Consider the following 18,990-nt stretch of genomic DNA (forward strand, 5'->3'; position numbering starts at 1 on the left):
GGGTCTTGCTCGACGGTCAGCCGGCCCTGGTCGTCGTAGGATTTAAAGTGCGTGGCGCCGTCCGGATCAATCCTCTGCACCAGCCGCGCCCGCTGGTCATGGACATACACCTCCTGGCTACCATCGGAGTTATGCACCGTGACACGCCCGTCATCGCCCCAGGCATAGCGCGTGTCCATCTGCGAAAAACTCGCCCAATGCCGAACGCAGCGCGCCGCCTTGCCCGCGTGTTCCCATTCCCAATAGAAACTCGCGCCTCCGGCCAACTGCCGCTCGAGAATGACGTGCTGATCGTCGTACCGATAACGCTCGCTTTCACCGACGGCATTGGTCGCACACACCAGTCGGCCAGCTTCGTCATAGGCGTAGGAAACGATGTTCTGCTCGGTTTCCCAAACGTAGGGCTCACGCCCTTTGGCGCGATGCACCTGGTAGTCCACCGCGACAATGCGATCCAGCTCATAACGCAACAGCAACGAGCGCCCCGCGCCGTTATCCAGCCGTTCAATCCGCCCAGAACGATCCCGGCAAAGGCGCAGCCGGTTGTCATACGCATCGCTGATGGTTGTCAGCACACCGTCGCGGAAGTGGTAGAAACGCGAGGCTTGGGCCAGCACCAGTTCATCAGGCGAGGCTCCCAAATAGATCGCCGCTTCGGCCAGGCTATTGGTGATCGCCGGCCGAGAAACGGTGGGCAAGGGCAGGGTAGTCGAGCGGTTCTCATGGTCGGTCCACACCACCGAATCGCCCGACACCACCAGCCGATGAGCCAGCCCATGACTCCAGCCAAACCCCAACCCACACTCGACTTCCACCGCACTGGTGCGGTACAACCGCGTCCACTCAAACGGCAAGATCCCATCCAGCGCGCCGTCGGTAAGGGTCAGCAATTCCTCGCCGGTGACCATCGACACCGGGCAACCGTGGGTGACGGTTTTATCCGCTGGCGCCGCCGCATCCCCCTTCGGGTTCGACGCCACAGCCGGCACATCATCGACAGGCTCCTGACGAACCAACGTGGTGCGCTGGGTCTTGCCGCGCACCATCGACACCGGGTTCGAAACCAGCGTGTCGCCTGCCTTCAACGGCACCACTGGCACCGCCTTGACCGGCGTCGCCGCACTGCTCAGCAACACCGGCTTTGCGGCCTCCACATGGGGCTCCAGCCGAGGCCCCGCCACCTGCTTGGCCAGCAATTCCAACAACGCCCGCGCCCGCCCGGACTTGACGCCACTAAGCATCTGAGCACCCAGGCGCAGCTGCACCCCAATGCCTCGCGTGGCCCAGATCAGCAGCAAGTTGATCAGCACTTCGCCGGTGATTTCACCCAGCAGTTCATATATGTCGGGCGGCGGCAGCATGCGTATCCAGGCCACCAGTGCCGATAGATAGATGAACAACAGCGGCTCATCACTGAGTACCAGCAACCCCTTGGACAGCGTGTCTTTGCCCAGCTTGAGCAGCGCATTCAGCTCGGCCTCGGACAGGTATTTCAGCAACGTTTCGCTGTTGGTCTTGAGGTTGGCGAGCAGGTCGTACAGCTCGGTGATGTTGTCCCACAGGTTATAAAGCGCGTTGCCCAGCCCGGCAGCAAAGGCCACGCCCTGTAAGGCACTGCGCTTGTAAGCCGGCGCTTTGGCAAAGTCTGCCCATCGAGGCTTGAAGTGCTCGGCCCATGCCGTGCGCAAATCCGTTTCCAGCCCGGCGATCACAGACTCATAGGACGCATACAGCGCCTGGACGTGAACCTTGGAAACAGTGGGATAAAAGGTGATTTCGTACTGTTGGTCGCGGCTACAGTCGCTGACTTCAAGAATGCCGCTGGGGCCAATGGTCCGATGCAGTGGCGCGCCTACCGGGCTGCCGTCCTGTGCAACGGCTTGCAGCCTCACGGGCGTGTTGCCGATAGGCACGAACTGCGTGCTTTCGAACAGATGCACCAGCGTCAGCCCACCCTGGGCTTTGCATTGAGCGACGGTGCGGCTGGGTTTGTCGGAAGAGATCGGCGCGACCAGTGCGACGTCTTCCCCAACCTTGAACACCTGCTCCACGCTAAGTGCCGAACCACTTAAAAAGCTGTCGGTCCACTTATCAAAGGTATTCAGGCAGGTGCGGAAGTCCGCGAATACGCGCTCAACCTTCGGCGCTTCGGGATCCATCGGCACCAGCATCAGGTTGGCCAGCACCGAGATCAAGAGACAGCCCCATTCATCAGGGCTCTAACGAACACCAGCATCTGCAATCCCTCGCACTGTTTGATCAGGCGAGGGACTTTGCAGCGGATGTCAGGTAAAAGAAGTCGGCGTTATGCGCGAAAATAGCGAGGAAATTTCGTCTTAACTTCAGTTAAACCGAGGCTTGGTCGTAGGAGTCGGATTACAGCTGGAACAGTCTTACAACTTCAACTGCCCAATCGCCTTGCTCAACTCCCCGGCCAACGTCGCCAGTTCATTGCTGGTAGTCGCCGATGCCACGGTTTGATGTACGGTGTTTTCGGTCACATCGCGAATGCTCACCACGGCGCGGTTCATCTCTTCGGCAACATGGCTTTGCTGCTCGGCGGCCACGGCGATCTGGGTGTTGCTTTCGCGCATCTGTGCCACGGCCCCGGTGATTTCAGCCAAGGCCACACCAGCTTCCTGGGCCTGCTGGACGCAGTCATCGGCCTTGAATGAGCTTTCCTGCATGAAGTCCACGGCGTCGCGGGTGCCGGCTTGCAGCGCCGAGACCATGCGAGTGATTTCGTCGGTGGAGCTTTGCACACGCTTGGCCAGGTTGCGCACTTCGTCGGCGACTACCGCGAAACCGCGACCCATTTCCCCGGCGCGGGCGGCTTCGATGGCGGCATTGAGGGCAAGCAGGTTGGTCTGTTCGGCGATGCTGTGGATCACACCGACCACGCCGTTGATTTTCTGGCTGTCTTCGGCCAGTTTCTGGATCATTTCGGCGGTCTGCTGTACCCCACTGGACAGCCCGGCGATCGAACGCTGTACCCGGGTGACCACTGCCTGGCCGCTGCCGGCGAGGGTGTCGGCGGACTGCGACAAGTCACGGGTGGCGCCCGCGTGCTGGGCGATGTGGTAGACGGTGGCGGTCATTTCGTTGATGGCGGTGGCGGCCTGGTCGGTTTCGCTTTGCTGGCCCAGCATGCCGTGTTGCACCTCGTTCATGCTGCTGGCCAGGCGTGCGGCGCCGTCGTCCAGTTGCCGGGCGGTGCGTGCCACGGTATTGACCACGCGCTGGTAACCGGCTTGCATGGCGTTGAAGGCGCTGGCCATCTGGCCGACTTCATCCTTGCAGGCCAACGGCACCCGCGCCGACAGGTCACCAGTTTTTTCAACGTGCAGCATTACATCCTTGAGGGTGTTGAGCTGACTGAGCAGGAAGCGGATCAACAACTGCGAGGCGCCGAGCATGGCCAGCATCAGGACTGCCACGGCAACGGCGTAATTGGCGAAGCGTTCACTGAACACCTGGCTCAGGCTCGGCGCGTAGGCGAGGACTGCGACCTGCTGGCCGTCGGCCCGGCTGATCACCTCGGCGCCGATCAGCGGGTTTTCACCGAACAACGGCATAGGGTTGAGTTCAGTCCAGCCGTTGGCAGTGTTCAGGGCGGGCAGGTCCTGGGGGATCTGGCCTTTGGAAAATGCGAGCCAGTGCTCACCAGTGGGCAAGGTTCTGTCGGCTGGCCAGGCGCTTAGCAAGCGTCCCTGAGCCTGGGCCGATGCCTGTGACGCCTGGCTACGCGCCTGTTGTTCCAGCTGTACCGCGTACAGCACCAGCAGCAGGGTGGTGATGAAGGCGACCGCATTGACGGCCCAGAATTTGTATTTGAGCGAGATATTGCTAAGCCAGGCACCCATGGAAGGTTTTCTCTGATAGCGGAAACGGTATTGGCAAGGTGCCATTATTGTGCCGCTATTCAGAACAGCGCTTTTGATATGGGTCAATGCGCCGCATCAATCGATGGCAGGCAAGCCGAAAAAGCGCCGGGCGCACGCGGTGCTGTGCAGCGCCAGGTCTTCCATTGTTTCGTTACGGTGCAAGGCCACTTCGCGCAGTACTTCGGGCAGGTAAGCCGGTTCATTGCGACCATTCTTCGGCTTGGGGCGCAGGGTGCGTGGTAGCAGATAGGGCGCATCGCTTTCCAGCATCAGACGGCCTCGGGGAATATCCCTGACCAGTGAATGCAGGTGGGTGCCACGGCGTTCGTCGCAGATCCAACCCGTGATGCCAATGTGCAAATCCAGGTCCAGGTAGCTGAACAGTGCTGCCTGTTCGCCAGTGAAGCAGTGCACCACGGCGGCTGGCAGGTGGTCGCGGTAGTCCTTGAGGATCTCCAGCAGACGCTGGTTGGCATCGCGCTCATGGAGAAACACCGGCAGTTGCAGCTCGACGGCCAGGGCGAGGTGTTCTTCGAGGACTTTTTCCTGCTGGGGGCGAGGGGAGAAGTCCCGGTTGAAATCCAGCCCGCATTCACCCACGGCGCGCACTCGGCTGTCGCCCAGCAAGCTGCGCAGGCGTTGGGCGCTGTCGCTGTTCCAGTCGCTGGCAGAGTGAGGGTGAATACCGGCGGTGCTGAACAGGCGCTGGCCGCTTTCGTCGAGCTTTACACACAGTTGCAGGGCCTGTTCGCTGCCCTCGACGCTGGTGCCGGTGAGTACCAATTGCTGCACGCCAGCGGCGTAAGCGCGTTCGAGAACGGCCGTGTGCCTCTCGTCGAAACTGGGGTTGGTCAGGTTGACGCCAATATCAATGAGTTGCATGGTGCTATCTCCGCCTGCGGCCGGAAAGCATATCAGAGCTGTAGATTGATAAGAAAAACCAAGAACTACAACGCGTTAACGCTGTCTTTGAACGTCGCAAGCGACATTGTGGTGGGCCGATTGCCTACCACCGTGGCGCCGTTGCACGCCTTGCCAGCGCATAAAGCGCTCTGTTTCTGACCACCAGCACGTCGTTATTCGCGAAGGTGCTGGCCAGTTTTCTTTTCGGAGAGCGGATGATCCGACCCTCGGCGTTGCTTATGTTGTGCCTGACGTTGCTGCTGCCCATGGCGGCGGTCGCACGTCTGGATGGGCCGCTGCAAGTGGCCAAGCCCGGCAAGGTCCGCGACCTCGCGCAAATTCGCTCCAGCCGCACTCTGCGCGTATTGGTCAACCAGAGCCGCAACAGTTCCGGTGAAGTGCAGGGCCAGGCCATCGGTGTCGAATACCATCGGTTGCGTGCCTTCGAGCAGTACCTCAATGGCCATGCCCGTGATGGGCAGGCCATCAATCTCAAGATCATCCCCAAGGCCAAGGACCAGTTACTCGGCGCGCTGGCCCGTGGCGAGGGCGACCTGGTGGCGCCCGGTGAGTTGCTGGACGTGAAGGGCGTGCACAAGGTCAGCGCCAGCGACCCGATTGTCAGCGATGTGCCGTTGTGGCTGGTGGGCGTCAAGGGTGAACGACGCTTTACCAGGCTGGAGCAACTGTCAGGTCGCACGCTGACGCTGACCACGGGCAGTGCGGCGGCGGATGCCATCAGTCAGGTCAATCAAAAACTGGCTCTGCACAAGCGCCCCCCCGTGAAAGTCGAATGGGTTGACCCCAGCCTGGCGGTGGAAGACGTCCTGGAGATGGTGCAGGCCGGGATTTTTCACCTGACGATCGTGGAAAAACCCATTGCCCAACGCTGGTCGAAAATTCTGCCCAAGTTGCGCTTTGACAAGCAGGTGGTGATCAGCGAGCCGGGCGACGAGTTCTGGTTTGTGCGCCAGGATGCCTCGATGCTGCGCGCCAGCATTGATCGGTTTCTCAAGACCTATCACACGCCTTCCGACCAGGATGTGGCATTCCAGCGTATCTATCGACGCCTCTACCAGGTCCGTAACCCGTTGGCGCGGGCTGACCGCCAGCGCCTGGAAAAACTGCGCCCGGTCCTGCAAAAACATGCACGTGAGCAAGGTATGGACTGGCTGAACCTGGCGGCGTTGGCGTTCAAGGAGTCTTCCCTGGACCCAGGCGCACGCAACAGCGGCGGCCCTACCGGCCTGATGCAGATCACGCCGTCGGCGGCCCAACGGGTGGGGGTCAACAATATCGAGACGCTCGACAATAATGTGCAAGCGGGGGCACGTTACCTGGCGATGATCCGCCGCAAGTTTTTCGCCAGCCCCAAGCTCAATGAGCGTGAGCGCATGGCCTTTATGCTAGCGGCGTACAACATGGGGCCGGAGCGAGTACAGGGCATGCGCACCGAGGCCAAGCGCCGTGGGCTTAACCCCAATCAGTGGTTCTTCCAGGTTGAACGCATTGCCATGGAGCAGGTAGGGATGGGCGGCGTCAGCTATGTTAATAGCGTCAACAAGTATTATTTGGCGTTCGATCGGCAGCGGGAGTCCTTGGAGCCGCCCGCGGCTAAAATTGCATCGCGTAAATAATCGAATTTTTAGATGTCAATTAGGCAATATTTTGGCTTTTATCATTGTTTAAACTGATTAATATAGCGGCCAACCAACCCCTACCTGGAAAAGGATTTACCCCCATGAGCCCAATGATTACCCGTGTACTGTCCACTCGCGCCGGTTATGGCCTGACTATTCTGCGAATTTTCGTCGGCATCATCTTCGCTGCCCACGGTTCGCAAAAACTCTTCGGCTGGTTTGGCGGTGGTGGCCTGGCGGGCACCGCACAATGGATGGAAAGCATCGGCCTGGCGCCGGGCACGCTGATGGCGCTGCTGTCGGGCGGTACCGAGTTCTTCGCCGGCCTGGCCCTGATCATCGGTTTGTTGGTTCGCCCTGCCGCATTGGGCCTGACCTTCCTGACACTGGTGGCGATTTTCTCTGTACACATCCACAACGGGCTGTTCATGGCCAACAACGGTTATGAGTTCGCACTGGCGTTGCTCGGCGGCGCGTTGGCGGTGTTGTTGGAAGGTGCGGGCAAATTGTCTGTCGACCGCGCGATCACTCACTGATCGTTTAGCAAGCTGTACAGAAGGCCCGCTGATGCGGGCCTTTTCGTTGCCCGGGATTCTTGACACTGCCCCACCGGCTTCTCTAGGATGCTGCTCATGCGCCGATTTAAACAGCTAATTGCGGGGCGCCACTGGGACTCAATGCAGCCCGACAGAAGCACGCTTGCTCACGCAGGGCGTTCTTCGAAATACCGCTAAAGCGCTGGTTCGGTGTTGCCTCTCACCTGCCCGCAGACTTTTGAGGCAGAGACACGACACGATGAATGCACTACGCCCTCTCATACGCCTGGCCCCGATCACCGCGGACCTGACTCAACGCAATCCGAAAATCCTTCTGGGCGGTAAGCACCAGCCGACGCTGCTGCGTTATCTGGACGGCTGGCCACGCCGTTCCGGTCGACCTTCGGCGTTCCTGATCCAGTTTGTTGAAGACGGCGATTCCCTGGCCCGTTTTGCCAGCGATAGTTTCGACCTGGCAGTGATCCAGGCACCGAATGCCAGCAACGCCGTTGAGGTGATCCATCAACTGACACGCATTGCCCGCCAAGGCCTGATTACTCGTCGCTGAGCGAGTGGTGATAGGCCGCCAACGTAGATGTTCGACGCCTTCGCTGGTATAGGAAAAGTACCCAGGCAATCAGGCACAGCAGCAGCGGTATTGTGGCGACCATCAGCCATTGCAGATATCGTTCGAAACGCAGCAGCGGGGCGTATGCCTGGGTCTTGAGCGCCTGCAACTCGATAGGCAATTGCAGGCGCTCTTTGTTGAGTGCCTGCAACTGGGTAGTGGTATCCACGGCTTGGGTCATGAGGCTGGTGTGGGGTGGGTTCAACCTGCGCCATGCTTGTTCTGTCTGCTCAAGTCGTCGCTCCATCGCAGTCGCACTTTTGCGATAAGCCTGTGCGGCTTTGTCGCGCATGTGTTCTAGCCTGCGCAGTGGTTGGCGCATCACACGGGATTGAATATTTCTGAGTGCCTCGGGCGCCGCCAGATTATCCAACGTGTTCAATACAAACTGCGCGTTGCCGTTGGGTAGGGCGTTGTTGAGCGTGTCCGCGAGCAAGTCCGTGTCGGCCACGATCACCATCTGGATCTGTTCTGCCCTCTGCAGCCCGGGCGGCTGGCCCTCCAGGCCGTCGGGAAACGCTGAATAAGCGGGCCCGTCAAGGCGGGCGGCGATGACATGGCGCTGTCCTGAAGTCGCTGATTCATCTATGAGTGAGTCGAACGTGGTAGCGGAAGCAAAGCGTTCTGCGTCCACCAATGCCGATTGGCGTGAGCTCAGCAGAAGCGGGGTCAACAGCGAGCGGCTTTTGGGGGCCAAGGAGAGCGCGCCGCTGCTCGATACGATGACCGAATGCAGTCCCCAGGTGCTGATATCCGACCTGGTCATTGCCTGCCTTGGCAGATGTAGCCTGGCCGGGTGCAGTACCGCGGGCATTCCGGTGTCGGGCGTTGCTGATGAGGCATAAAGATTATCGACCAGCAACTTGTCCGCAGGCATCTGGATACCCCATGCGGTCAGCAGCGCATCCAGCCTGGCGTTTGTGGATATGGCGTCGGCGCCTATCTCGCTCACCGGGTCGATGAACATCATCAGCTTGCCGCCTTTGAGTACCCATTGCTCAAGGGCATATAGGGCTCGACCAGATAGAGCGTGTGGCTGTACAACCATCAGTGTGTTCATGGAGGGCGGTACTTGGGTGATGTTCGCTGCCAATTCCACCACACTGAATTGCTCGCGCATCAACTCCAGTAACCCACCGGCCGATTTGTCCAAGGGCAGTCCCGACAGTAGGCCAACAGTGGGGCGATCAGGGTGCATCAACTTGTAGATCAGGTGGCTGATTTCATACTCGAGCAATGATTCATGCTCAGGGCTGAACGCTTGGATGCGTTGGGCGCCCTGGCCGGCACGCGTACCGATAAGGCCAAGGAATCCTTGTGTGTCATCAAGGCCAAACAAGCTGGCTTTATAGGCGTCCTCAGAGAACGGGGTGGGGTTGATAATATGTAAGTTGATCATGCCGTTGGCAGCTTTTTCGAATTCCTTGAGCAAGTCTTCCACGCGCCGGCCATAACGTTTCAATACCGGTTTTTTTTGCGGTGCATTGAGGGTGTTGAAGAAATATAAGTCCAGTTGGCTTTCAAGTGAAACGAGTAATTGCCGCGCCGATGGCGATAGGGTGTGGGTGTTTTCTTGGGAAAAGTCCCAACGGACAGTTGGCAGTTTGGGTACCCAGACTAAATTGAATGCCAGAAACAGTAGTGATATGACGATCAATGTCATACCCGCGCGAAAAGCGGATCCCATCAGTGGCGTTCCTATGTCAGCTGTTTCTGTAGTTGAGTGTGAGGGTGGTCGCAAACAGAAAAGCCAAGATCATGCTTATGAAGTACAGGCAGTCATGCAATGTCAACTTGCCGTTATCCATCGCGCTGAAGCGGGAAATCGGATCAAGGGATATCAAACTGTCGATAATCCATATGGGGGTCTGCTGTTCCAGTGCATCCAACATTGAAGATATCCCACTGGCGGCCAGCAACAAGCACAGCGTCAAGAGGGAAATCATAACGCGTTGGTTCGTCAGCACACAGGCAAAGCAACCTACAGAGAGATAGCTTCCCGCCAATAACCAACTGGCGAAGAACTGTGATGCGATAACGGTATTGTCGGGGGTGCCAAGGTAATTGACAGCCATCACCCAAGGGAAATTAAGCATCAAAGCGATGCCACAGACGATCCATGCCGCCATAAACTTTCCAACCACTCGCTGCGTCGGAGTGACGGGTAAGGATTTCAATGTGTCGCAAAAGCCGGTATTGGATTCGTCTGACCATAACTGCGTCGATAAAATCGGTACCAGTAGCAGATAGAGCCAAGGATGCAGTTCGAAGAACGCCTGCAAATCGCTGCTGTTTTGTTCCAGCCAGTGATGGCTGTGCAACCCCAGCGTCGCACCCAGCACGAGAAAAACCGCCACACTCAGATAAGTGCTCGGTGACGAGGCAAAGCTGGCGAGTTGTCGTTTGAAAATGATGGCTAGCAGTCTCAAGGATTTACCTCATGGCTCAGATGGTGAACGACATCGTTCAGGCGACCCGGCTCCAGATTCATTGACGTTATGTTCCAGCCACGGTGGGTAATGAGCGCGTTGATTGAAGGGAAGATGGAGTGCCCGGGCATGGCCAGAACAGTCACCTTGCCGGGGGCATGCCGGTCTTCTTCGATGCCTGCGACGCCAGGTAATACGGCAAGCGCCAGCAAATCCAGCGGGGTGTCCGCCGCCAGGGTCACCGCTTGGAAATGCCGGGAGCTGCGTTGCAGATCCGGCAGTGAAGCGTCGGCCACCAGGCGGCCGTCGGCGATGACTAAGGCACGGGTGCAGGTATCCGCTAACTCTTGGTAACGGCGGGAGGCGATGATGATCGTCATTTCCTCGGTCAGGGATTGGATGAGTGCCCTGAACTTGAGCCGTTGATCAGGACATAGTCCCTCCGTAGGCTCATCCAGCAGAAGCAGGCTTGGGGAGTGCAGGAGTGCCTGGGCCATTGCGACTCTGCGCTTCAAGCCAAGTGGAAGCACATCGATCGGGCAGTTGAGCACGGGCAGCAGTTCCAGTCGCGTGACTACTTGCTCGACTCGACTGCGCTTTTCAACACCGCTCAAACCGCGAATAGCGGCAATAAAATTGAGCATATGCCTGACGGACATCCTGTGATGATTGAGGCCGTCCTGGAGTTGATAGCCAACGACTTTTTTGGCTTGGAGTGAATGGGTCTGGGTACTGAAGCCTTGGATAGTGATTTGTCCTGAAGTAGGTTTGATTGCCCCGGCAATCAAACTCAGCAGTGCTGTTTTTCCTGCACCACTCTCTCCCAGCAGGGCCACACACTCCTGGCGCTGGGCGCAGAAGGAGAGGTTGGTGATAACGCTTTTTTTGCCCAGCTGTTTTGTCAAGTTGCTTATCTCGATCATATTTTTACCGAATAAGTTTTGCAGGGCGTGTGAGAGGTGCCGGCCGTATGGGAGAGAGCTTTAAAAAGGGTACGTTCAATAAAGTGGCTTGGGAACGCGAGGCGTAACTAATAAGAAGAATCCTACGTTCGGCTCGATAATTCGCTGAAACAATTGTTTTGTTTGGAAGACTTATTAAAGCTCGGATGTTTATCTGGTGTTTATATAAGGTTTTTTCTTTTGTAATGAGGCCTGATTGCCATGATGCTTCTACGTACTCTTGTTCTTGAACGTAACGACGAAGACGCGCCCGTTAACGGCGCGTTGCTGTGTGGGTTCGCTGTCACGCAAACCGGGTCCAACTTTCTCGTGTATAGCCTGGATGAGGAGACCGAACCCGGTCACTCCCGGGTCTATATCGCGGTATTACGTAAAAAGCTCGAACGCTATTTTCTGGGGGGGGTTGATTCAAAAGAGGACCTGCAATCAGCGATGCAGGTCTTCAAGCAGATCCTGATGATGGCGGCCGCGTCAGGTTCGAAGGCAAGCTCGATTGGCGACGCTGAGGTTCCCTTTCACTTTATTGACTTGAAGGGCTGCCGGCTGCCGCCTGCCAGGCCCGAGGATCATCACTCGGTGATCATCAAGAAGGCATTGGTCATGAAGGTGATCACCTTGGGTATGTCTGCGCCGGCGTTGCCTGCGATCGAAAGCAGCGCAGTGATCGTGCCGTCCATTCGCTTTTCGTCGCAAATGGTTGCGCCTCCCCGAAATCCGCGCGCACCCACGGCTGTGCCGCAGCCTGTGGATGAAGACACCTTTGAAGAGCCGGCGCAGTCGCTGGCCGCGATACCGCAGTTGCAGGTCAAGACCAGTGCGCCGCCTGTCCCGGATGAACAAAATGACAGTCAGTTTGAGCCAAACAACCTGCGGCTGGAGCCACCCGAGCCCGACCACTTGGACCCGCCTGCCCACCTGGAACATACCTCTTTGCTTGAAATGGACAGCGCGCTGAGCAATCTGGCCAAGGTCGCCCAAGAGTTGACGCAAAAAAAATGCGCCGTCCTCGAGAAAGAACAAATGCTTGAACAGTGGCAGGCGTCCCTGCAACAGCAGCAGAGCCAACTGGATGAAAAAGGCCGTGAACTTGAGCAGCGCCATACCTATTTGCAGAAGCAGGGGTTGGAGGTCAGTCAGAAAGCCGAAAAGCTGACAATGATGATGTTGCAGTTGTCCGGCATGCGCCAGCGCATGCAGGGCATGCTGCTTGAGTTGGATCAAGTCCTGGAGGGCCATGGGTGAGGTTACAGGGGGCGCCGGCCTGGATACTTTCCAGGGTTCATTTATCATCAGTCCCAGCCAGCCGCTGCCTGGGCATGATGCCCTGGCGTATCGGCATCATTAGACATTGCCTGGGGATGTGAGCGTTTGAGTACCAAGCTGATTACCAAAGAGGGTCATGAAGCGCTGAAAAAAGAGCTGGATTACCTATGGCGTGAAAAACGTCCGGATACCACGCGCAAAGTGACCTGGGCAGCCTCCCTGGGAGATCGCAGTGAAAACGCCGATTACCAGTACAACAAGAAGCTGCTGCGCGAGATCGACCGACGGGTGCGTTACCTGCGCAAACGCCTGGAAGACATGCGGGTGGTGGAGTACATGCCCGAGCAGGAGGGCAAGGTGTTTTTCGGCGCATGGGTCGAAATCGAAAACGAACAGGGCGAGGCCAAGCGTTTTCGCATCGTGGGTTATGACGAGATCTACGACCGTATGGATTACATCTCCATCGACTCACCCATGGCACGGGCCCTGCTGCGCAAGGAGGTGGATGACGAGGCAGTCGTACAGACCCCAGGCGGAGAGGTGTGCTGGTGGATCACCAAGATCGAATATGTAAAGCCGGCCTGATGGCACGTACCCTTGGCAGAGTACGCGCCATCGGGGGTCAGCTTTCGCGCAGAACGGTCAGCGGGCTGGCATTCAGTGCGCGGCGCGTGCCAAATACCCCGGCAGCGCCAATCAGCAAGGCACCGATTACGGGCAGCAGTAACAACCACGGGTGGGGATGCCACGCCAGGTCAAATGCATAGCGGTACAGCACCCAGGTCACCAGTTCGGTGCCCAGTGCCGCCAACAAGCCGCTGACGGCGCCCAGCAGGCCGAACTCAATGCGTCGGGCCTTGACCAGCAACTTACGCTCGGCACCCAAGGCGCGTAGCAATGCACCTTGGCGGATTCGTTCATCCAGGGTGGCCTGCAGGCCAGAGAACAACACCGCCATGCCCGCCGCGAGGACAAACAACAGCACGTATTCGACTGCCAGCGTTACTTGGGCAAGGATGCTGCGCAACTGCTCCAGCAGGGCCTCGACCTGCAGGATAGTGACCGCCGGGAAGGCCCGTGACAGGTCGACGATCTGTTGGTCATGGCCGGGAGCCAAGTAGAAGCTGGTCAGGTAGGTCGCTGGCAGATCCTTCAAGGTGCCCGGTTGGAAAATCATGAAGAAGTTGGGCTGGAAGTTATCCCAGTTGATGGTACGCAGGCTGGTGACCCGCGCTTCACGATTTTCCCCGCCGATGGTGAACAACAGATGGTCGTTGAGCTTGAGCTTCAAGCTCTCGGCCACTTTGGCTTCCACCGACACGCCATGAACCCCGTCAGTGGGTTGCGCCGACCACCAGGTACCTGCCGTCAGGACGTTACCCGCTGGCAAGTCGGCCGCCCAAGTCAGGCTCAGGTCACGTTGAGTGGCACGGTCGCCACTGGAGTCCTTGCTGACAATCTCCTGCACGGGTTCGCCATTGATGCTGATCAGGCGCCCTGGCACCACCGGGTAGAGCGGCGCTGCTTGTGCCTGGACGTCCAGCAGGCGGGCGCCAAAGGCGTCCTTGTCGGCTGGCAGGATATTCAGGGCGAAGTAGTTGGGCGCATCCTTGGGCAACTGGTTTTGCCAGGTGTCGAGCAATTCGCCCCGCAACAGCGCGATCAACCCCATGGACAACAGGATCAAGCCAAAGGCCAGGGATTGGCCCGCTGCCGCCAACGGGTGACGCAACAATTGGCCCAGGCCCAGGCGCCACGGCAGGGGGGCGCGAGCCAGTAGCCGCCGCAGGCTCTGTAGCAACAACAGCAGCAAGCCACCCAGGAGCAGCGCAGCGACTACACCGCCACCGAGTAACGCGAAGGTCAATACCAGGTCCAGGCTCAGGCGCCACATGATCAGGCCCAAGGCAAACAGTGCCGCGCCGTAGACCATCCAAGTACTTGAAGGAATAGGCAGCAAATCGCGGCGCAATACCCGCAGCGGTGGTACCCGCCCCAGTGCGGCCAGCGGCGGGAGGGCGAAGCCGGCGAGGGCCACCAGCCCGGTGCCGATCCCGGCGACAGCCGGCAGCAACCCGCCTGGCGGTACGTCGGCGGGCAGCAGGTCGTGCAGGAAGTAGAACAGGCCAAATTGCGCCAGCCAGCCGAGCAGGGCGCCGGCCAGGCTTGCCAGCAAGCCCAGCACGCTCAGTTGCAGGCTGAACAGCAGCATGGCTTCACGGCGCGACAGGCCCAGGCAGCGCAACAACGCGCTGGCATCGAAACGTCGACTGGCGAATCGGTTGGCCGACAGCGCCACGGCCACGCCAGCCAGCAGCACGGCCACCAGGCTGGCCATGTTCAGGTAACGTTCGGCCTTGCCCAGCGCGCCGCCGATTTGCTGGTTGCCATCGCGGGAGTCCTGCAGCCGCTGGTTGGCAGCCAGGCCCGGTTTGACCAGGTCGCGATAGGTTTGCAGCGCAGTGCTGCCTTGTGGCGCACGCCATAGTTCGCGGTAGCTCACACGGCTGCCTGGCTGGACGACACCGGTGGCGTCCAGGTCCGCCAGGTTGATCATGACCCTGGGCGTGAGGCTGTAGAAGTTCCCGGCCCGGTCGGGCTCGTAGGTCAGGATGCGCGCCAGGCGCAGGGTCTTCATGCCGACATCGATGCTGTCGCCGATTTTCAGGCCCAGCGCCGTCAGCAATCGTGCTTCCACCCAGGCGTCACCGGGTTTGGGACCACCGCCAGGGGTTTGCGTACCGAATGGCTCGGTGCTGCTTTTAAGCTCGCCGCGCAAGGGGTACTGCTCGTTGACCGCCTTGATGCTGGAGAGCTGGATGCCATTATCGGTGGCGATAACGCTGGAGAACTCCACGATACGAGCGTGATCCAGGCCCAGTTCGGTCCCGGATTTGATTTGCTCGGTACGGGCCGGCGAGCTGCCTTCGAGCACCAGGTCGGCGCCGAGGAATTCGGTGGCGCGCAGCAGCATGGCGCCGTTGAGGCGCGCACCAAAGTAGCCGATGGCGGTGCTTGCAGCCACGGCCACCAGCAGGGCAAAGAACAGCACGCGCAATTCGCCGGCGCGGGCATCGCGCAGTAACTGACGCATGGCAAGGCTGAACAGACGCAATAGCGGCAAACGTGCCATCAAGGCTCCAGGGGCGCGACCATCAGGCCGGCTTCAAGGCGGATCAGGCGTCGGCAACGGTGGGCCAGGCGCTCGTCGTGGGTGACCAGTACCAGGGTCGTACCGCTCTCTTTATTCAACTCGAACAGCAGATCGCTGATGCGCTCGCCAGTGTGGCTGTCGAGGTTGCCGGTGGGCTCGTCGGCAAACAGCACGTCCGGTTCGGCGGCAAACGCGCGGGCTATCGCCACGCGTTGTTGTTCGCCACCGGACAGCTGACGGGGCGAGTGGGTCAGGCGCTGGCCCAGGCCTACGCGCTCCAGCAGGTGTTTGGCTCGCTCGCGGGCGTCCTGGCGACCGTCCAGCTCCAGCGGCAGCATCACGTTTTCCAGTGCATTCAAGCTGTCGAGCAATTGGAAGGATTGGAATACGAAGCCCACATGTTCGGCACGGATGCGTGCGCGCTGGTCTTCGTCGAGGGTGCTCAGGGCTTGCCCGGCCAGGGTGACTTCGCCGCTGCTGGGCAGGTCGAGGCCGGCCAGCAGGCCCAGTAGCGTGGATTTGCCGGAACCGGAGCTGCCGACGATAGCCAGGCTATCGCCCTTGTTCAGTTCCAGGCTCAGTTCGTGCAGGATAGTCAGTTCACCTTCCGCGCTGGGAACCACTTTGCTAAGGTTTCGCGCGGTGAGAATGCTTGCGCCCATGGAGAATCCGATGCGAGTGTGGTTTTTGAGTGCTGGCCTGGCCTTGATGTGCATGGCCCAGAACGCAGCGGCGGGTACAGTCCTGATCGTTGGCGATAGTATCAGTGCCGGTTTCGGCCTGGATACCCGCAAAGGGTGGGTCGCGTTGCTGGAGCAACGGCTCAAGCAGGAGGGTTTTGACGATAAAGTGGTCAATGCTTCCATCAGTGGCGACACCAGCGCGGGAGGCCTCGCGCGGCTGCCAGCGGCGCTTGCAACGCACAAACCGGACGTTGTGGTGATCGAGTTGGGTGGCAACGATGGGTTGCGCGGCCAGCCGCCTGCGCAATTGCAACAAAATCTTGCTTCGATGATCCAGCAGTCCCGGGACAGCGGCGCCAAGGTGCTGCTGTTGGGCATGCAGATTCCGCCCAATTACGGCAAGCGCTATGTCGAAGCCTTTGCCAAGGTATTCGGTGATGTGGCACAGAAAGAAAAGGTGCCGTTTGTGCCGTTTTTCCTCGAGGGCGTGGGTGGCCATCCGGAGTTGATGCAGGCTGACGGGCTACACCCGGCAGTCGCGGCGCAAGACAAGTTGCTGGAAAATGTCTGGCCAACGCTAAAACCGCTGTTATGACGCTTTTCTACCGGCAGGCTTTCGGCTAAGGTGGCGCCCCCCCGATTTGGAGCCCTCGATGTCGCGCCCTGCCTGGTCCCTGTTTAACTACCAACTGATCGAGCCGGACGAGCAGCTGGACCTGTTCGCCTGCCAGGAAGTGCGGGTGCATTTGGTGGCGCGTCAATTGGAACTGGGCGGCTCGATCGATCGCACGCTCTGCGGCACTCTATTGCCGGCACAGCCACGCTGGTCATCGGTCAACCGCTCGATTTTCCAAGACCAGCGACTCTGCCCGTTATGCCGGGCAATTCTCGAATCGCAAAAGCGCGGCACGCCTCCGATCTGGCCGGAGCTGCGCTTCGAGCTGTAAAACAGCTTGAAGCTTGGCACTGCGAAGCCGTATACAATCAATTTTTCCCCACCCGTCGTCTTGCGAAGGATTTTCCGGATGTTGTCGCGCCTTTCCGTCGTCACCTGCTGCCTGTCTCTTGCTGCGCTTTGTGCGGCGGGTTCGGCGGCGGCCTTGCAGTTGCCCTTGCCGCCGCCCGGTGAGGACATTGTTGGCCAGGTCCAAGTGATCAAGGCCAAGTACGAAGACACCTTTGCCGACCTTGGCACCACCTACGACCTGGGCTATTCGGAAATGGTTGCGGCCAACCCGGGTGTCGATGCCTGGTTGCCGGGGGCGGGCACCGAGATTGTGCTGCCGACACGCTTTATCCTGCCGCCCGGGCCGCGGGAAGGCATTGTGATCAACCTGGCGGAATACCGGCTCTACTACTATCCAAAAGGCCAAAACGTCGTCTATACCTTCCCCCTGGGCATTGGCCGGGAAGGCTGGGGTTCGCCGATCGCCCATACCAGTATCATCGCCAAGACGCCGAACCCGACCTGGACGCCACCGGCCTCGATCAAGGCCGAACACGCCGCCAACGGTGATCCGCTGCCCAACGTGGTGCCTGCCGGCCCGGACAATCCGCTGGGGCCCTTCAAGTTCACCCTGGGCACGCCGGGTTACCTGATTCACGGCTCCAACATGAAGTTTGGTATCGGCACGCGCACCAGCCACGGTTGCTTCCGCATGTTCAATAACAACGTGTTGGAAATGGCGGGCATGGTGCCGGTAGGCACGTCAGTGCGCATCATCAATGATGCGTACAAGTTCGGCAGCAGTGGTGGCAAGGTTTACCTTGAGGCTCACACGCCGTTGAACGATGACGGTACGCCCTCGGTGGTCGACAAGCACACCGCGGTCATCAATGCGTTGCTCAAGCGCGAAGACCTGTCCAATAACCTGCGGGTCAACTGGGACCAGGTGCGTGATGTGGTCGCCGCCGAGGATGGCTTGCCGACCGAAATTGGAGTGCCAGGCGCGGCGCCCGTGGCCTCAAGTACCCCAGCCGACCTGCTGTAGGAGCGAGCTTGCTCGCGAAAAACCTGAGGGCGCCGCTGACATTCAGGACGCCCGCGTTATCGTTGACCATCTTCGCGAGCAAGCGCGCTCCTACAGGTGGCGCGGGCCAAATCAAAGGCAAAAAAAAGCCGACCCATAAATGGATCGGCTTGATAACAACCCCGAAGGATTATTACTTGCGGCTTGCTTTTTCAAGCATGCGCAGAGCGCGCTCGTTAGCTTCGTCAGCAGTCTGTTGTGCTTTTTGAGCAGCAGCCAGAGCTTCATCAGCTTTACGGTAGGCTTCGTCTGCACGGGCCTGGGAGCGAGCTGCTGCGTCTTCAGTTGCAGTCAGACGAGCTTCGGTTTCTTTGGAGACGCTGCTGCAACCGGTAGCCAGAACTGCGGCCAGAGCCAGAGCAGAGAATTTCAGAACGTTGTTCATCGTGTTCCCCTTCAAGGACTTTCAATTTAATGGCTACTTTCTCAGAGTGAGCTAATAGCCGGCGTACATACTACCCATTACTTGTAGTAAGTAAACTGACGTTGCGCAAGAAGCAAAAAAAATTCTTGTGCTGAATCTATTTTGGCTAATCTTTTGGCGGTCTGTATGAAAACTGTCCAGATTTTTGCACCTCGACGAACATTGGATCCAGGCTGAAAGGGCCGGCCCGCATGTGTTAAGCCTTGTAAACAGATGAAATTTTATATAACGAAGCGGGGCACTTTGGTTGCGCTTGGCTTTACTGCGCAAGGCATCTTTCGCGCATCTAGAGGTGACTTTAAGTGCGCCAGTTCGTCTCAAGGTTCAACTGCCGGCAATGTTCAGGCTATCGGTCACCGGTTGATCGAGGCCCTTTCTATATCCACCAGCGGCAGGGGATGACGAGTGCGCCTTGAGCAATTTCAGGATTGGTGCCTACTATTCCCTATGTGCT

The 18,990-nt window shown here is 58.9% G+C and carries 17 protein-coding genes; 8 read left to right on the forward strand and 9 right to left on the reverse strand.

Annotation, left to right across the window (positions count from 1 at the left end):
* From GIW79_RS08120 to GIW79_RS08130, 3 genes are all read right to left on the reverse strand, one after another.
* Positions 1-2,171, reverse strand: a 2,171-nt coding sequence (locus GIW79_RS08120; protein WP_442968583.1) for a DUF6531 domain-containing protein, incomplete at its 3' end; no start/stop codon positions are given.
* Between the two features lie 222 nt (positions 2,172-2,393).
* Positions 2,394-3,863 (reverse strand): methyl-accepting chemotaxis protein, encoded by a 1,470-nt coding sequence (locus GIW79_RS08125; RefSeq protein WP_197900869.1) that lies wholly within the window; start codon positions 3,861-3,863, stop codon positions 2,394-2,396.
* A 96-nt stretch (positions 3,864-3,959) separates the two neighbouring features.
* Complete coding sequence (locus tag GIW79_RS08130) at positions 3,960-4,766, reverse strand: TatD family hydrolase (protein WP_054897912.1); 807 nt, start codon at positions 4,764-4,766, stop codon at positions 3,960-3,962.
* A 236-nt stretch (positions 4,767-5,002) separates the two neighbouring features.
* Between GIW79_RS08130 and GIW79_RS08135 the strand changes: the two genes are divergently transcribed.
* The 3 genes from GIW79_RS08135 (at position 5,003) to GIW79_RS08145 (ending at position 7,531) form a co-directional block, all read left to right on the forward strand.
* Positions 5,003-6,424, forward strand: a complete 1,422-nt coding sequence (locus GIW79_RS08135) for a transglycosylase SLT domain-containing protein (protein ID WP_034126720.1) — start codon at positions 5,003-5,005, stop codon at positions 6,422-6,424.
* Positions 6,425-6,528: 104 nt separating this feature from the next.
* The gene (locus tag GIW79_RS08140) at positions 6,529-6,963 is read left to right on the forward strand and encodes a DoxX family protein (protein WP_003189852.1); all 435 of its coding nucleotides are present in this window, start codon (positions 6,529-6,531) and stop codon (positions 6,961-6,963) included.
* A gap of 259 nt (positions 6,964-7,222) precedes the next feature.
* The gene (locus GIW79_RS08145) at positions 7,223-7,531 is read left to right on the forward strand and encodes a hypothetical protein (protein WP_034126721.1); all 309 of its coding nucleotides are present in this window, start codon (positions 7,223-7,225) and stop codon (positions 7,529-7,531) included.
* Here the strand turns inward: GIW79_RS08145 and GIW79_RS08150 are convergent.
* Genes GIW79_RS08150 through GIW79_RS08160 form a run of 3 tightly spaced genes read right to left on the reverse strand, consistent with a single transcriptional unit; the run spans position 7,518 to position 10,943 of the window.
* On the reverse strand, positions 7,518-9,278 hold the full coding sequence (locus tag GIW79_RS08150; protein ID WP_181124408.1) for a Gldg family protein: 1,761 nt from the start codon (positions 9,276-9,278) through the stop codon (positions 7,518-7,520). The two genes, GIW79_RS08145 and GIW79_RS08150, sit on opposite strands and share 14 nt — an antisense overlap.
* A gap of 16 nt (positions 9,279-9,294) precedes the next feature.
* Positions 9,295-10,020 (reverse strand): ABC transporter permease, encoded by a 726-nt coding sequence (locus GIW79_RS08155; protein ID WP_054920162.1) that lies wholly within the window; start codon positions 10,018-10,020, stop codon positions 9,295-9,297.
* Positions 10,017-10,943 carry an ABC transporter ATP-binding protein gene (locus GIW79_RS08160; protein ID WP_057976642.1) on the reverse strand — a complete coding sequence of 309 codons (927 nt, stop codon included), beginning with the start codon at positions 10,941-10,943 and terminating at the stop codon, positions 10,017-10,019. Before GIW79_RS08160 ends, GIW79_RS08155 begins: the two co-directional genes overlap by 4 nt.
* 240 nt (positions 10,944-11,183) lie before the next feature.
* On the opposite strand from GIW79_RS08160, the gene GIW79_RS08165 reads away from it, so the two are divergent.
* Together GIW79_RS08165 and greB are read left to right on the forward strand one after the other, a co-directional pair.
* A complete protein-coding gene (locus GIW79_RS08165) occupies positions 11,184-12,224 on the forward strand; it encodes a hypothetical protein (RefSeq protein ID WP_054897906.1) in 1,041 nt (346 codons plus the stop codon).
* Positions 12,225-12,350: 126 nt separating this feature from the next.
* Positions 12,351-12,830 carry a transcription elongation factor GreB gene (gene greB, locus GIW79_RS08170; protein WP_054897905.1) on the forward strand — a complete coding sequence of 160 codons (480 nt, stop codon included), beginning with the start codon at positions 12,351-12,353 and terminating at the stop codon, positions 12,828-12,830.
* 37 nt (positions 12,831-12,867) lie between these two features.
* On the opposite strand, the gene GIW79_RS08175 is transcribed toward greB, so the two are convergent.
* Both GIW79_RS08175 and GIW79_RS08180 read right to left on the reverse strand, forming a co-directional pair.
* The gene (locus GIW79_RS08175; protein WP_236453392.1) at positions 12,868-15,378 is read right to left on the reverse strand and encodes an ABC transporter permease; all 2,511 of its coding nucleotides are present in this window, start codon (positions 15,376-15,378) and stop codon (positions 12,868-12,870) included.
* Positions 15,378-16,061, reverse strand: coding sequence for an ABC transporter ATP-binding protein (locus tag GIW79_RS08180; RefSeq protein WP_003189864.1), 684 nt, complete (start codon positions 16,059-16,061; stop codon positions 15,378-15,380). Before GIW79_RS08180 ends, GIW79_RS08175 begins: the two co-directional genes overlap by 1 nt.
* A 10-nt stretch (positions 16,062-16,071) precedes the next feature.
* Here GIW79_RS08180 and GIW79_RS08185 point away from each other — a divergent pair, with 10 nt between their 5' ends.
* The 3 genes from GIW79_RS08185 (at position 16,072) to GIW79_RS08195 (ending at position 18,073) form a co-directional block, all read left to right on the forward strand.
* The gene (locus GIW79_RS08185; protein ID WP_034126728.1) at positions 16,072-16,677 is read left to right on the forward strand and encodes an arylesterase; all 606 of its coding nucleotides are present in this window, start codon (positions 16,072-16,074) and stop codon (positions 16,675-16,677) included.
* A gap of 58 nt (positions 16,678-16,735) precedes the next feature.
* Positions 16,736-17,029, forward strand: coding sequence for a hypothetical protein (locus GIW79_RS08190; RefSeq protein ID WP_003189866.1), 294 nt, complete (start codon positions 16,736-16,738; stop codon positions 17,027-17,029).
* A 78-nt stretch (positions 17,030-17,107) separates the two neighbouring features.
* Positions 17,108-18,073 carry a L,D-transpeptidase family protein gene (locus tag GIW79_RS08195; protein WP_003189867.1) on the forward strand — a complete coding sequence of 322 codons (966 nt, stop codon included), beginning with the start codon at positions 17,108-17,110 and terminating at the stop codon, positions 18,071-18,073.
* Between the two features lie 172 nt (positions 18,074-18,245).
* Here the strand turns inward: GIW79_RS08195 and oprI are convergent, their stop codons facing one another.
* Entirely contained in the window at positions 18,246-18,497 is a 252-nt protein-coding gene (gene oprI / locus GIW79_RS08205; protein ID WP_003172710.1) for an outer membrane lipoprotei OprI, read from the reverse strand.
* Positions 18,498-18,990 lie beyond the last annotated feature (493 nt).

It is taken from the genome of Pseudomonas sp. PA-7-1E, assembly GCF_021605325.1.
In the GTDB taxonomy this organism is placed as follows: domain Bacteria; phylum Pseudomonadota; class Gammaproteobacteria; order Pseudomonadales; family Pseudomonadaceae; genus Aquipseudomonas; species Aquipseudomonas fluorescens_BV.